Below are 14,283 nucleotides of genomic sequence, written 5' to 3' on the forward strand. Positions count from 1 at the left end.
GGCTCAATCCTTTCAACGATTCTGTTCGGGGTTCCACTGGGCGTAGCGCTGGCCGCGCAGGAACTGCCACAAGCCGATGCTCATGCCGGCCAGCGTCACCAGCAGGAACGCGGCGAGGCGAAAGGGCTTGGGCAAGCGGTGTTGCGAATCCAGCAGGCCGGCGATGGCGATGGCATAACCGAACAGTTGCGCGATCAGGCTCAGGCGATAAAAACCGTGGTCGTCCCACAACCAGAAATTGCTCAGCAGCAACGGCAACAACAGGATCGGTGCCAGACGCCGGATCAGCTTGTGGCTGATCAAGGCAATCGAATACAGGCCATGCTTGAGCGGATTGAGCAGCTCGCTGCGCTGCGCCAGGCTTTGCAAGCCGCCGACGGTGACACGCTGGCGGCGACGGAACTGCTTGTCGGCTTCATCGACGCCCTGGTCGATCACCTGCGCCTCGGGCACATAGACGATGCGTTTGAACGCGACGGGTGCGCAGGTGCTGATGAAGAAGTCGTCGTTGACCTCCGCCGGCACGTTCTGGAACAACTCGCGACGCAAGGCCAGCAATGCGCCGTCGGCGGAGACCATGCAGCCGGTGCGATTTTCGACCCGGCGCAGCCAGCCTTCGTAATGCCGATACAGGCTGTCGCCGACGCTCAGGCCACCGCCCGTCACGGGGATCACCATGTGCCCGGCACAGGCGCCGACCTGCGGGTCGCTCAGCGGTGCGAGCAAATGGCCGAGGGTGTCGCGCGACCATTGGTTGTCGGCATCGGTGAACACCAGAATATCGCCGTTGCTCAGCGCCACGCCGGCATTCAGGGTCGCGGCTTTGCCTTGGCGCGGCAGGTCGAGCACGGTGATGCGCGGGTCAATCACTTTGCGTGCGCAGGCCACGGTGTCATCGGTCGAACCGTCGCTGGCCAGAATGATCTGCAGCGAGGCGGGCGTGTAGTCCTGGGCGAGCAGGGTGCGCAACTTGTGTTCGATGTGCCGCGCTTCGTTGTGCGCGGCAATCACTACGCTCACGTTCAGTGGCTCCGGCGCGCCATGACGCCGCGCCGCGAACATCGGCGACAGCAGCGTCAGCAACAAGGGATAACCGAGGTAGGCGTAAACCGGGAGCAGCAGGCACAACCAGAAAATGAATTCAGCCACGGGCGGGCCTCCTGGCATTCCAATGACACAGGCTGAGAACGAGCGCGGCACCGGCCAGGTGCAGACGCACCCAATGCAAGCCCCAGAGTTGCAGGGTCAGGCCGACGTCGCGGTGTTTGCGGCTCTGGCGCAGGCTCATGATCAGCGCCGGCACCGTGGTGATGGCCAACATGACCGCGGCGTGATGCGGAAAGCCGTCGCACAGGGCCGAGACCGCCATCAGATCGAGAAACCACGCTGCCAGCGACAACAGCGGAAAGCGCAGCAGTCGCAGGCTCGCGCCATGGGTGCGGAGCAATTGCACGTGGCTGCTCTGGCGCCACATTTCCTTGCCCATCCACTCGCGCCAGTTCATTTCGTAACCCCAATGCAGGGCCACGCATTCATTGACCGTGAGGTTCCGCGCGCCGGCCTGGTGTTGGCGCAGGGTGAAATCCTTGTCCTCGCCGGTGCGCAGGCTTTCATTGAAGCCATCGACCTTGTCGAACCAGCTGCGTCGCATCAGCAGATTGGAGCTGGGCAGCCAATCCACCGGGCGAGAGCCCTGGGACGAGGGGCGCAGCGTGCGGCGTTGCCAGGCCGTGGCGTACCACGGCGCTGCGGCCGGGGTGTGCAAATCCAGGCCGAACACATCGGCCTGCCCCTTTCTTTCGAGAGCGATCAGTTTTGTCAGCCAGTCTTCAGGCATTTCGACGTCGGCGTCGATGAACGCCAGCCACTCACCGGTGGCAATGGCCGTACCCCGATTGCGCAGGGCGCCGATCAGGATCCCCGGCTGCACCAGCACCTGTGCACCAAACTGCCGTGCAATCTGCGGGCCTTCATCCTGCGAGCCGTTGTCGACCACGATCAGCTCGCAATCGAGACCGGCCGCGTGCGCGGCTTTCTGCGCGGCGAGCAAGGTGCGGGCGATGTGGCGCGCTTCGTTGTACATCGGAATCACAATGCTGATTCGGCTCATGCCTTGGCCTCCCGTGGCGGACTTTCTTCGGCTTTCACACGCAGCACGCTGGTCAGGGCGAGCATGATCCACACGTACTTCTGGTTCGGTGCACTGAGGAACATCAGGAACAGGGTCAACGACAGAAAGCTCATCGCCAGGTGCGTCATCAAGTCCGCTTGCTCGCGGTTGTCTCGCTGCATCCAGAGGCGCCGGGCGCGGATCAGGTTGTACAGGCCGAGGGCGAGCATGCCGACGAACAGCAGGCCGGCCGGAATCCCCAGTTCACTGAAGATTTCCAGGTAGGTGTTGTGGGCGCGGCGGTACAGATCGCCGATTTTGCGGTTGGCCGAAAACGCCTTGGCGTACCCAGTGGTGGCGTAGTGCAGCGGAAAGGTGCCGGGGCCGGAGCCGAGCAGCGGGTTCTCGCGGATCATCGCGCTGCCGACCACGATGTAAGAGGCGCGGCGACCGAGGGATTCGTCCTGACTCTTGGCCCCCGCGCTCAAGATACTCAGGGACTGGATGCGGGCGACATAGCCGGCGGGCATCGCATAAATCGCCAGTGGAATCACGATCACTGCGCCGAGCATGGCAAACCCCAGGTGCCGCGGGCGGATACGCGTCAACTCGGCGCGGTAGTGCCAGGCGCCGATGATCAGGCTGAGAAACAACACCACCAGCCCGGAGCGCGATTCAGTCTTGGTCATGCCGCCGAGCAACAGCACGCAGCAACCACCCCAGACCAGACGGTGCAACAGGTTCGGGCTGCGGATCACCAGCCACAGGCCGAGCGGCACGGCGAAGGCGATCAGCATGGCGAAGGCGTTCGGGTCTTCAAGCAACCCGGCGGCACGCCCCTGATCCTGATATTTGCTGGAGAACATCGCCAGTACGCAGGTCATCGTGACGCTGGCGGTGACCAGTTTGGCGAACAGGTCCAGGTTCAAGTCACGGCCAATCAGCAGGGTAATCACAAACAGGATCAGGCCGACACTCAACTCGCGCAGATGCCCCAATGACATGCCCATGTCATCGGTATTGAGCAGGCTGAGCAGGTACAGCACCAGAAACCAGATCAGGTAGCGCCAGGTATTGCTGCGCAGGCGCTCGGACGGAATCTGCCGCAGGGCCAGTTGCAGCATCAGGATCACTGCCAGCGACGCGCCGAGGAACTTGGTGCCCGACAGTGAACTGTCCTTGAAGAACCCTTCGAACGGCACCAGCGCCGCAATGCCGAGCAGGCCCCAGGTGGGTTTGCGGTACAGCAGCGCGACACCGACCAGGCCCAGCACCGCTCCCGGCGCCAGAAAGGGATAAGGGCTGGCCAGCAAACCGAGGCAGACCAGGCCGAGCAGACTGACGATCGAGAGCGGAAAGATCACGCGCGTGCCTCCCGTGCAGTACGGATATAAAGCTGCGACCAGCGTTCGGCCAGGGCCTTGAGGTCGTAACGGTCCAGTTGGGTACGTTTTGCGTTGTCGATCAATTGCACAGCGAGTGCCGGTTCCGTCAGCAAGGTATCGATCTGGCGGGCGAGGGCGGCGCTGTTGGCGGGTGTTGCCAGCAAGCCGTTGTGCCGGTCTTGCAGCACATCGGGAATGCCGCCGACACCGAACGCCACCACCGGCACTCCGGCCTGCATCGCTTCGAGCAGAATCATTGGCGTGCCTTCGGTGCGCGAGCTGATCACCAGCGCATCGAGTTGGCGCCACCACAGCCCCATGTCGGTCTGATAACCCGGCAAGGTGATGCGCGATTGCAAACCGGCGGCGTTGATCCGTGCCAGCAGCGTCTCGCGTTCAGGGCCGTCGCCGAGCATCACGGCGTCCAGTTGCGGGTGTTGCTGACACAACGGGATCAGCGCATCGAGAAACAGGTCCGGGCCTTTTTCACTGCTCAGGCGCCCGACGTAACCGGCCAGCCAACGCTGACGGTCAACGTTGGGCGAGCACTGCGTGGCGGCGGCGGGCAAACCATTGGGAATCACCTGCAGTTTTTCCGCCCGCACACTGGCCTGACGGCACAGCGTGGCGATGCTTTCAGCGACGCAAACCACACGATTCACCGAGGCGGTGCGGCACAGTTGCAGGCTCAGCCAGGTGTAGAATTTCTGCTTGCGGCTGCGCGGGGTGAACCCGTGCTGGGTGATCACCAGCGGCAAACGCAACAACGTCGCGCCGACCCAACCAAACAACAGGCCCTTGAAATTGTGCGTGTTGATCAGTGGTTCTTCCCCACGGCGCTGACGCAAATGCGTGAGCAACTCCCCCAGCCCCGCGCAACCACGGCAATCCACCCCGGCCTCACGAAACCGTGCGATCAATTCTGGCGGCGCATCGAGAAACAGCACCTGGTGCTGCCCCGGCGTCGCCAGGCAGTGGTCGAGCAGCATCCGCTCAGCCCCATAGAACCCACCGCTGCTGAGCAAATGAATGATCGGCAGGGCGGTGGCAGGGTTGAGCGGCGCGTTCAATTGCGCACCCAATGCACGAGGCTTGGCACGGACCAGTTCTTGTGCGGATTGATCGGCTCGACGTTTTGATCGTTGATCACCAACAGCACCGGCAAGCCCAGTTCGTGGGTGATTTGCGCCGGAGCCTTGAAGCGGTGATCGAAGAACTCACGCACGTAGACCAGGGCAATCGCCAGCAGCAGACCGGTGAACAAGCCGAACGGGATGATCAGGAACGGCTTGGGAAACGCCGCTTCGGTCGGTTCGTACGGTGGGCTCAGGACACGGGCGTTGGACAGGTCGTTGTCGAGCGAGCGGGCAGTGCTGCTTTCGGCAAAGCGCTGGGCGTAGGTCGAGAACGCTGCGTGCAAGGCGTCGATCTCGGTGTCCATCTGCCGCAGTTTGCTCTGGGTTTCCTGCAACTGGTGGATGCGGTTCTTGAACTCGGCAATGCGCGCGGTCTTCTGGTCGATCACCGAGCTGACAATCGCCAGGTCGTTGGTGCGTTCCTGAATCCGGTTGCTCACCACTTTCAAAAACTGCTGACGGGTGCGAGTGATTTGCTCACGGGTCAGCAACATCGGTTCACTGCTCGGCTGGAAGATCGCCAGGTCGTTCATGTAGCGGCTGACCTGATTGGTCAGTGCTTCACCCATCTGTTTGATCTCGCGGTCTTCAAACGCCACGTTGTCCACGGTGGTGGTGAAGGTGTAGGGGAAGGTGTAGTCGTTGAGCTTGTTATTGCTGGCGGCGGCCAGGCTGGTTTTCAGGTAGTCGAGCCAGCGTTGGCTTTGCAGGCGGCGGTCCTGATACAGGTTGAGCGCTTGCTCCTCGGTGTTGATCGCGTTGAGGCGGAAGGTGATTTCCTCCTTCGGATCGGACGAGCCGACGCCTTCGAGCAAGGCCAGCCGGGTGCCTTCAAGGCCATCAAGGCGCACCTGATATTGGTGCTTCTTGGTTTCGTAGAAGGTTTGTGGCAGGTCGATCGATTGCAGTTCCTGACGGCTGGCCAGGTAGTTTTGCAGCAAGGCCGCGACAAACTGCGTGCCCTGATGCGGATCACCGAAGCTGTAGATGATCGAGATCACGTTGGAGCCTGGCAGGGTTTCAATCTTCAGTTTGTCGATGGCTTCCTGGGTCAACGCATCCAGCGTGGTGTCGCGCACCGGATCGGTTTCCATGCCCAGCGCGCTTTTCACCGGGTTGATCACGTACTCACGCAGCGGCGAGGTGATGAAGCGTTTGATCGGTTGCAGCACCAGTGTGTTGAACACGCCGGGGGCAGGGGTGTACTCGCCCTTGTCGCGCAACTCACTGATGGTCTGCCGGATCAGGGCCGGGGAGCGCAGGATATTGCTCTCGGTTTCCATGTCGGCCAGCGATGGCGGAATGAAGGTGGCGTTGTCCACGGTCAGTGACGTGGTGGCGTCACCCTGGGAGAGTTTTTTCGACTGCACGATGACTTGCGCGGTGATATCGAAGCTCTGTTTGAGCATCAGCGGCAAGACCAGGGCGATCACTGCAAAGACCAGGAATACCCGCTTCACCAACTGCTTGTTGGCGAAGAAGATCCTGAAGAACTCGTGCAGGTAGTTTTCCTTTGGATTCATGTCAGGTCACCTGAGAGTTAGTTACTGTTGTCGTCTTTGTTATCGAGGCGGTAGCCAAAGCTCAGGCCCACACCCTGGAACAACACCACGTCGGCCAGTTGCCGTGCGAGTTCACCGGCACTCGCCAGTTTGGTCTTGGGCACGTACAGCATGTCGTCCGGTTGCAGGTAGGCGATTTGCGAGGCATCGCCGGCCAGGGCTTTTTCCACGTCATAACGCACGGCCTTAACCTGATTGCCGTTGCGGCGCATGATCACCACCGAATCGAGCCGCGCCTTGGCATTGCTGCCGCGTGCCAGCGTCAACGCTTCAAGCACCGAGACCGGCCGGCGGATCGGGTAGGAACCCGGCTGACCGACTTCACCCAGCACATAGATTTCGTTGCCGGCGGTGGACTTGAGCAGCACGTCGACGGTCATTCGTCCTGGCAGATCGGCGTAGCGTTTGTTGAGGAAGGTTTCCAGTTGATTGACGGTCATGCCTTGCAGTGGCACGGCGCCGATTTCCGGGAAGCTGGCATAACCGTCGGTGCCCACGGTGATCTCCCGGCTCATGCCGGTAGCGGGGTGGTTCAGGGCACTTTTGAGGTTGGATTCGTTGCTCAGCGGGCTGATGACTTGCACGGTCAGCTGGTTGCGGTTGGGCTGGAACAGCTGTTTGCGCTGATACGCCCGCTGGATTTCCTCACGCGCCTGCTCGCTGGACATCCCGGCGATCTTCACCGAGGTGTTGGCGCCCGGCAGTTCGATGGTGCCGTCGGGCAGCACCAGTTGATTGCCGTTGAGCTGGCTGGCGGCGGTGAAGTTCAGGCCGATCTGGTCACCGGACTGGATGCGGTAGGCGTCCGAGCCGCTGGTGCTGATATGAAAGATCACGTCCAGCACGTCCTGTGGCCGCAAGGTCTGTTCGACCTTGGGCATGTCGGTGGCCTGGGCGTTGGCCGGTGAGGCCGTGAGGATCTGCACCGGCATTTGGGTTTCGGTCGAATTGCTGGTGCACCCTGCAAGCGGCAGCAACAGCAGGACAAGCATTCTGGCGTTCATGGCGTCATCCTTTTCTGGTTGCTTACAGGTTTTTGTACAGCCATTTCGGCATGTAGTACTTGCGACGGTTGAACACGCTGCCGACCATTTTCGCGCCGGCCTGGGTCAGGCGCTGGACCGCGGCTTGTGCCACTTCCCAGCGGGTGTCTTCCGCGCGCACGACCATGATTACGCCATCCACCTGCGTGCTGATGACCAGGGTGTCGGCGGCGGAATACACCGCGTCGCCGTCGATCACCACAAAGCGATACTGGCTGCCGAGCTGATCGAGCAACGGGCTCATGCTTTCGGCGGTCAGGTGTTCATTCCCTCGGGCATAGCGGCCGTTGGGCAAAATGTCGAAGGGCAGGCTGGCGACGTTCACCACACAGTCCTGCAGCATCGGCGGGCTCTGGTTGTTGAACATCAAGTCGCGAAAGCCACGCTCCTTGGTCAACCCCAGTTGTTGCGTGAGGTTGGTCGAGGACTGGCTGGCGTCGACCAGCAGCACCTGGCCGCTGCTCATCTGGGCCAGTTGACTGGCCAGTGCCAGCGCACTGGTGGTGGTGCCCGCGCCGGGGTTGGCGGCGGTCAGCAACAGGATCCGCAGATCTTGATCCAGCACGGTCGAAGTCAGGTTGGACTCGCTCGGGTTGGCGATGCTCAGGCTTTTGGTTGATGAACCGTCCATTTAACTCGCTCCGTGGCCGCTGAATACTTTGAAGGGGGTTTTCAACAGGATCTTCAGATCAAGCAAGAGGCTCTGCTCGGCGATATAGCTGAGATCCAACTCAACGCGCTGGTCGAAGTCGATATTGCTGCGCCCGGAGATCTGCCACAGGCCGGTCATGCCGGGGTAGATGCTCAGGCGTGCAAGGTGGTTATCCTTGTAGCGGTAGGCGTTGAACGAAGTAGGCCTTGGGCCTACCAGGCGCATGTCGCCGGTCACTACATTGATCAGGTTCGGCAGCTCATCCAGGCTGCTGCGCCGCAGGAAACCGCCGATGCCGGTGATGCGCGGGTCCTTGTCGATCTTGAAGTCGATGGCATCGGCGCCGTGTTTGTTCAGGTGCCGCAGGGACTCCTTGAGCTCCTCGGCGTTGGCCACCATGGTGCGAAATTTGTACATGCCGAATGCGCGACCGCGGTAGCCGGTGCGTTTCTGCACGAACATCACCGGCCCCGGGCTGCTGAACTTGATCGCCAACGCCAGGCCCAGCAGTACTGGCGAAATCAACACCAGGATCATCAACGCACCGAGGCAGGCGACCACCCGGTTGGTGCGTGACAGCGTCCAGGGTCGACCGCCGTCACGGCCGGTCATCCAGCCACGCCCCTGCATGTGAATAGCTGCATCCATGCGAATCCGGTGCTCGGGATCGAGGCGTTTGTCCCGGCGCATTTGATTGAGGGGCACACCTTTTTCATGTCCAGTCATAGAGTCCTCCGCTGAAGTTCAGCCGCAAGCGGCGCGTGGGCGATGGGCAGTTCGTAGTAGTCACGGAACCAGGCGATGAAACGCCCGAGTCCTTCATCCAGCTCGATACAAGGCTGAAATCCGGTAGCCCGCGCCAGGTCACTGGCGTCGGCGCAGGTATTGAGGACGTCGCCCGGCTGCAGGGGCAGCAACTCGACGATGGCCTGTTGTCCAAGGTGTTTTTCCAGCAGCGCCAGGTAGTCCTTGAGTTCCACCGGGTGCTGGCCGCCAATGTTGTAGATGCGCCACGGTGCCATGCTGCTGGCCGGGTCCGGTTGCTCGCGGTCCCACTCGGCGTTGGCCTGCGGTGGTCGCTCGATCAGGCGGGCGATGCTTTCGATGATGTCGTCGATGTAGGTGAAGTCGCGCTGGTGCTGGCCGTAGTTGAACAGCTTCAGCGGCTGGCCTTCGGCGATGGCGCGGGCGAACTGGATCGGCGACATGTCGGGCCGGCCCCAGGGACCGTACACCGTGAAAAACCGCAGGCCGGTGCAGGCAATGCCAAACAGGTGGCTGTAGCTGTGGGCCATCAGTTCATTGGCTTTTTTGGTCGCGGCATACAGTGACAGCGGATGATTGACGCCGTCCTGCACCGAGTACGGCGTGTGCTGGTTGGCGCCGTACACCGAACTGGACGAGGCGTAGATCAGGTGTTGAACCGGGTGCCGGCGGCAGCTTTCGAGAATATTGAGGAAGCCGCTCAAGTTGCTGTCGAGGTAGGCCCGAGGGTTCTCCAGTGAGTAACGCACCCCGGCCTGGGCGGCGAGGTGGATCACTACATCGGGTTTTTCACGGACGAACAGGGCTTCGATGGCCGACGCATCGGCCAGGTCAACCGTTGCGAGCTGGAAATGGCCGACCTGCTCTTGCACCCAATCCACGCGATCGCGCTTGAGTTGCGGGTCGTAGTAATCGTTGAAGTTATCGAGGCCGAACACCTGGTGCCCGTCGCGCAACAGCCGCAACACACAATGGGCACCAATAAAACCGGCCGCTCCGGTGACGAGGATCTTCATGGGCGCGGCGCCTCGGGTGCAATGTGTCGCAGACCGATACCGCTATAGTGCAAGCCCGCCGCAGCAACCTGCTCCGGGTTGTACAGGTTGCGACCGTCGACGATTACCCGTGAACGCAACTTGCTCGCCAGCAGGTCGAAGTCGACCACGCGGAAGTTCTTCCACTCGGTGCAGATCACCAGCGCATCCGCATCTTCCAGCGTGTCGTCGCGGGTGGCGCACAAATGCAGGTCTTTGCGATAACCGTAGATACGCCGGCATTCGGACATGGCTTCCGGGTCATAGGCCTGCACCGTCGCGCCTTCGGCCCACAGGGCTTCCATCAGATAACGGCTGGGCGCTTCACGCATGTCATCGGTGTTGGGCTTGAACGCCAGACCCCAGATCGCGATCGATTTACCGGCCAATCCATTCGGGAACTGCGCTTTGAGTTTGCCGAAGAGAATGTGGCGCTGGGTGTCGTTGACGTCGGTGACGCTACGCAACAGGCGCAGCGGCATGCCGTTGTGTTCGGCGGTGTGCAGCAGGGCGCGCAGGTCCTTGGGGAAGCACGAGCCACCGAAGCCGCAGCCTGGGTAGATAAAGTGGTAACCGATGCGCGGGTCGGAACCGATGCCCCGACGTACCGCTTCGATGTCGGCACCCAGCAGCTCGGTGAGGTTGGCCAGTTCATTCATGAAACTGATGCGTGTGGCGAGCATGGCGTTGGCGGCGTACTTGGTCAGCTCGGCGCTGCGGTTGTCCATGAACATGAGCTTTTCATGGTTGCGGCAGAACGGCGCGTAGAGCTCACTCATCTGACTGCGGGCTTCATCATCGAGCGTGCCGACAATGATCCGGTCCGGGCGCATGCAATCGGCGAGGGCGCTGCCTTCCTTGAGAAACTCCGGGTTGGACACCACCCGCACATTCAGCGCGCTCTTGCCGCGGCGCTTGAGTTCTTCGTTGGCGGCGGCGGCCACCTGGTCCGCGGTACCGACCGGCACGGTGGACTTGATGATGAAGGTGCGATCGGCCTCCATATGGTTGGCGATCTGGCGAGCGACACTCAACACATGACTGAGGTCGGCGGAACCGTCTTCATCGGCGGGCGTACCCACGGCGATGAAAATCAGCTCGGCGTGTTCGACCGCATCGCTGGCCTGGGTGGTGAACAGCAGCCGACCGGCCTTGATGTTCTCTTCCAGCGTGCTGGAAAGCCCCGGTTCGCTGATCGGCGGCACCGCTTGTTGCAGTTGTTTTATTTTATTTGGATCAATGTCGACACACAGGACGCGATGTCCGACATCGGCCAGTGCCGCTGCTTGTATCAGGCCAACATAGCCCGTACCAAATACGCTCACGTCCATATTGGCGTGCCTCGTAAGACGGTTGAGATAACAAAAATAAGACTGTCAAAAGGGGTATAGCCCAGCGGTGGGAAAGCGTGTCAGCAAAATGACATTCTTCTGTGGTAGAGAAATCCCATTTTTGGGGGCTAAATGCCATCAAGTGCTTGTCGGTGCTGGATTTGTCGCGGTTTTAAAGGGTTTTAAAGGGATTGAAGAAAACGATGGACGGTCTAGTGCCTTGAAACACTGGGTAAAATTCCCCACATGTGTGTCAGATTTGAGTCAACGTTTTTTTGACGCTTTATGTAAAAGTCCGACAATTCTTGCGCTTTGATGGCCCGGTGCTAGTGTCAAAAAATGGCCGACAATCTATTGGCCAATCGCCCTTCATGAGTACCTAAAGAGAATGATTCGATATCTCAAAGAAGTACTGTTAGTTCTCTATTTACTTAAGAACTACGACTATTACCTCGAACGTTTAAGTGCGATGGGCATCGGTTTTCCGGTGCTTCTTTTCGGCGGCATGTTTATCGCGCTGACCGTGGCTCTGTTCATGACCGCGTATATCCGTCAGACGCTGGTCCGCCATCTGTTCGCCTTGGTGATGTTCGTGTCGGCGGTGTTTTTCGACGTCTATACGCGGGTCACGGCTGATTACTTGACCTACAGCAGCTTCGTGTCGCTGGTGTACTCGGGCGGGTTCATCCAGGAAGCGATCTACCAGTACCGCGATGCAATCATCAGTGGCCTGGTCGGCGGCTTGTTGCTGTTGTTCGGCATCGGCCTCAAGCCGCGTCGGCGCATGCCGCTGCCCGGTGCATTGCTGGTGGCGGCGCCGGTGCTTGGGGTGCTGCTGCTCAGTGCTGTGTTGTTCGTGCGGGCCGGCGAGGGCGCGCGGGGCTTGCCGATCATGTACACGCCGCTGGCCTACCTGAACCTGTTTACCTATGAAGCCTTGCACAACACCGTCGGCCCGCGTGAACCGGTGAGCCTGGCGCGCAACGACCAACCGGTGGGCCACGACATCGTGTTGATCATCGACGAGAGCATTTCCGGCAATTACCTGGACATCAACGCGCCGTTTGGTGTGCACAGCAACCTCAAGGAGCCGCGCGCGGGTGTCGACATTTTCAACTACGGCTATGCCGCCTCGATTGCCAATTGCAGCGCCGACACCAACGTCACGTTGCGCTACGGCGGCACCCGGGCCGACTACATGCGCATCAACACGACGATGCCGTCGATCTGGCAGTACGCCAGGAAGGCTGGTCTGCGCACCGTTTATATCGATGCCCAGCGTACCGGCGGCAATTTGCAGAACCTGATGAACGACGCCGAGAAAAAGGACATCGACGAGTTTGTGCAATTCGACCAGACCAGCGTGCGTGATCGCGACATGGCGGCGGCGGCCAAACTGGTTGACCTGCTCAATGACGGCAAGCCGGAGTTGGTGGTGATCAACAAGGTCGGCGCGCATTTCCCGGTCCACGATAAATACCCTGATGCCTTCATGGCCTATCGGCCGACCTTGCCGCGCGGGCAGTTTGTCGAAGTGGCCGATACCGGCAAGCGTGACGGGTTTAACGGTCAGCCGGATGACTGGGTGCTGTACCGCAATGCCTACAAGAACACCTTGCTGTGGAACGTCGGGGAGTTTTTCTCAAGGGTGTTCGCCCAGGCAGATTTGAGCAACGCGCTGTTGATCTACACCTCGGACCACGGGCAGGACCTGCACGAACGGGGCAATCCCGGGCTCAATACCCATTGCGGCGGTGACCCGGTGGAAGAAGAGGGATTGGTGCCGCTGGTGGTGATCCAGGGCAGTAACTTGAAAACCCTGGACTGGTCGGCGCAATTGGCCGCGAACAAGGATCGCTCCAGCCACTACAACATCTTCCCGACGCTGTTGCAGTTGATGGGGTATGACCTGGCGGGGGTTGAGGCAATGTATGGCAAACCGCTGAGCGTGCCGACGGCCGATGAATTCACCTTTAACTACCGGTTCAATGCGCGGCTGGGGGCGAAGCCGGAGTGGAAGCATATTGATTTGAAGAGCATTGTGACGCCGGCGCAGGCGCCGACGAGTGTGGCGGTGGGGCAGTAAAATTTTTGGTTGGCAGGGCCGGCCCCTTCGCGAGCAGGCTCGCTCCCACATTGGTTTTGCGGCGTGTACAAAACCCTTGTGGGAGCGAGCCTGCTCGCGAAGGCGTCAGCCCATTCACTCGAGATCCGAAGGCTGCGCCCACCGCGTCCGGTACACCCCCGGCGCACACCCCAACCACCGCAAACACGCGCGGTTGAAACTCTGCACATCGCCGTACCCTAACCGATCCGAAATCTCCACCAATTCCAGCTCCGCCGCCTGCAACAAATCCTCCGCCCGGCAGCGCCGGTACTCATCAAGCAGTTCCGAAAAACTCCAGCCCAGCGCCTTCAGTCGCCGTGCCGCCGTGCGTTCCAGCAAGTGATGGTCGGCACAAAACCGTTGCCAGTTGGCGCTGGAGAGGTCGGCGATCAAATGGTCGCTGACTTGCTCCAGCAAGGTCGGCTCGCTGTTGCGCCGGGTCTGCTCGAGCAAGTCCACCAGCGTTTGTTCCAGCTCATGGTTGCCCGGTGTCAGCGCGGTCACGAACAGCTGCGAATCAAGGCGAATCGAATGATGCGCCTGCGCCCATTGCACGGGTGCGCGGAACGCCTGTTCGTGAGCGTGCGGGTTGGCGGTCTTCGGCCAAGCCAGGCCAACGCCCAGCACCGGGTCACGTTCCAGACCGCTGGCGAGAAACTTTCGGCGCAACATGCTGCACAGACTGACGAGGATGTAATCGGTGGTCGGCGCCCCGGCTTTAAGGCTGCCGCAGTCAAGCAGGCGCAACTCGACGCCTGTTTCATCGCGCACGATCCGTGCCTGGAAATGCCCGTTGAAGAACGGGAAAAACCGCTCGAAATACACGCAGGCACTTTCCAGTGAAGCCGCTACGTCGAACAGGTACGTCAGGCCATTGGTGGCGGTGGAAACGAAGCGCCGACCCGCCGCCAGACCCACCAGCGGATCGCCGCTCTGCTCCAGGGCAAAGGCCCAGAAGCGCCGTGAGAGCAGCAGCGGTATACGCATGAACGGCGTGCGCAATTCGAACAGACTGCGGCGAAACAGCGCTTCGATGGTTTCCCGGGCGATGCCTCGGGCCAATAGTTCTTCGATGGCCGGCAACAAGGTCGGCGCATAAAACGCATTGGGTGTTGGTTGATGGCGCAGTGGCTGATCGCTTTTTGTCATGTAGGGCTC

Annotated in this window: 12 protein-coding genes; 1 reads left to right on the forward strand and 11 read right to left on the reverse strand. The window is 60.8% G+C overall.

Going from position 1 to position 14,283, the window contains the following annotated elements:
* Positions 1-12: 12 nt before the first annotated feature.
* From AC07N8_RS10490 to AC07N8_RS10535, 10 genes are read right to left on the reverse strand one after another with little or no spacing between them, the layout of a single operon-like run.
* Positions 13-1,149, reverse strand: a complete 1,137-nt coding sequence (locus tag AC07N8_RS10490) for a glycosyltransferase (protein ID WP_493143418.1) — start codon at positions 1,147-1,149, stop codon at positions 13-15.
* Entirely contained in the window at positions 1,142-2,110 is a 969-nt protein-coding gene (locus AC07N8_RS10495; protein WP_493143419.1) for a glycosyltransferase, read from the reverse strand. Before AC07N8_RS10495 ends, AC07N8_RS10490 begins: the two co-directional genes overlap by 8 nt.
* Positions 2,107-3,474: an O-antigen ligase family protein gene (locus AC07N8_RS10500; RefSeq protein ID WP_493143420.1), complete on the reverse strand. Its 1,368-nt coding sequence runs from the start codon at positions 3,472-3,474 to the stop codon at positions 2,107-2,109. Before AC07N8_RS10500 ends, AC07N8_RS10495 begins: the two co-directional genes overlap by 4 nt.
* Complete coding sequence (locus AC07N8_RS10505) at positions 3,471-4,577, reverse strand: glycosyltransferase family 4 protein (protein ID WP_493143421.1); 1,107 nt, start codon at positions 4,575-4,577, stop codon at positions 3,471-3,473. The genes AC07N8_RS10500 and AC07N8_RS10505 overlap by 4 nt, the downstream gene beginning before the upstream one ends.
* The gene (locus AC07N8_RS10510; protein ID WP_483839951.1) at positions 4,562-6,154 is read right to left on the reverse strand and encodes a GumC family protein; all 1,593 of its coding nucleotides are present in this window, start codon (positions 6,152-6,154) and stop codon (positions 4,562-4,564) included. Before AC07N8_RS10510 ends, AC07N8_RS10505 begins: the two co-directional genes overlap by 16 nt.
* A gap of 17 nt (positions 6,155-6,171) precedes the next feature.
* Positions 6,172-7,197: a polysaccharide biosynthesis/export family protein gene (locus AC07N8_RS10515; protein ID WP_483839950.1), complete on the reverse strand. Its 1,026-nt coding sequence runs from the start codon at positions 7,195-7,197 to the stop codon at positions 6,172-6,174.
* A 22-nt stretch (positions 7,198-7,219) separates the two neighbouring features.
* Positions 7,220-7,867 (reverse strand): CpsD/CapB family tyrosine-protein kinase, encoded by a 648-nt coding sequence (locus AC07N8_RS10520; protein ID WP_483839949.1) that lies wholly within the window; start codon positions 7,865-7,867, stop codon positions 7,220-7,222.
* Entirely contained in the window at positions 7,868-8,614 is a 747-nt protein-coding gene (locus tag AC07N8_RS10525; protein ID WP_493143423.1) for a sugar transferase, read from the reverse strand. It lies immediately after the preceding gene.
* Positions 8,611-9,669, reverse strand: a complete 1,059-nt coding sequence (locus tag AC07N8_RS10530; RefSeq protein ID WP_483839947.1) for an NAD-dependent epimerase — start codon at positions 9,667-9,669, stop codon at positions 8,611-8,613. The genes AC07N8_RS10525 and AC07N8_RS10530 overlap by 4 nt, the downstream gene beginning before the upstream one ends.
* Positions 9,666-11,018: a UDP-glucose dehydrogenase family protein gene (locus AC07N8_RS10535; RefSeq protein ID WP_493143424.1), complete on the reverse strand. Its 1,353-nt coding sequence runs from the start codon at positions 11,016-11,018 to the stop codon at positions 9,666-9,668. Before AC07N8_RS10535 ends, AC07N8_RS10530 begins: the two co-directional genes overlap by 4 nt.
* 388 nt (positions 11,019-11,406) lie before the next feature.
* On the opposite strand from AC07N8_RS10535, the gene AC07N8_RS10540 reads away from it, so the two are divergent.
* Positions 11,407-13,104, forward strand: a complete 1,698-nt coding sequence (locus AC07N8_RS10540; RefSeq protein ID WP_493143426.1) for a sulfatase-like hydrolase/transferase — start codon at positions 11,407-11,409, stop codon at positions 13,102-13,104.
* Between the two features lie 114 nt (positions 13,105-13,218).
* On the opposite strand, the gene AC07N8_RS10545 is transcribed toward AC07N8_RS10540, so the two are convergent.
* Entirely contained in the window at positions 13,219-14,274 is a 1,056-nt protein-coding gene (locus tag AC07N8_RS10545; protein WP_483839944.1) for an AraC family transcriptional regulator ligand-binding domain-containing protein, read from the reverse strand.
* Positions 14,275-14,283 lie beyond the last annotated feature (9 nt).

The organism is Pseudomonas sp. GW821-FHT10C09, assembly GCF_059415465.1.

Excerpts from the sequence above, each read along its gene's own strand:
- AC07N8_RS10530 (WP_483839947.1), bottom strand. The coding sequence starts at position 9,669 with ATGAAGATCCTCGTCACCGGAGCGGCCGGTTTTATTGGTGCCCATTGT.
- AC07N8_RS10515 (WP_483839950.1), bottom strand. The coding sequence starts at position 7,197 with ATGAACGCCAGAATGCTTGTCCTGCTGTTGCTGCCGCTTGCAGGGTGC.
- AC07N8_RS10535 (WP_493143424.1), bottom strand. The coding sequence starts at position 11,018 with ATGGACGTGAGCGTATTTGGTACGGGCTATGTTGGCCTGATACAAGCA.
- AC07N8_RS10540 (WP_493143426.1), top strand. The coding sequence starts at position 11,407 with ATGATTCGATATCTCAAAGAAGTACTGTTAGTTCTCTATTTACTTAAG.
- AC07N8_RS10520 (WP_483839949.1), bottom strand. The coding sequence starts at position 7,867 with ATGGACGGTTCATCAACCAAAAGCCTGAGCATCGCCAACCCGAGCGAG.
- AC07N8_RS10525 (WP_493143423.1), bottom strand. The coding sequence starts at position 8,614 with ATGACTGGACATGAAAAAGGTGTGCCCCTCAATCAAATGCGCCGGGAC.
- AC07N8_RS10495 (WP_493143419.1), bottom strand. The coding sequence starts at position 2,110 with ATGAGCCGAATCAGCATTGTGATTCCGATGTACAACGAAGCGCGCCAC.
- AC07N8_RS10545 (WP_483839944.1), bottom strand. The coding sequence starts at position 14,274 with ATGACAAAAAGCGATCAGCCACTGCGCCATCAACCAACACCCAATGCG.
- AC07N8_RS10510 (WP_483839951.1), bottom strand. The coding sequence starts at position 6,154 with ATGAATCCAAAGGAAAACTACCTGCACGAGTTCTTCAGGATCTTCTTC.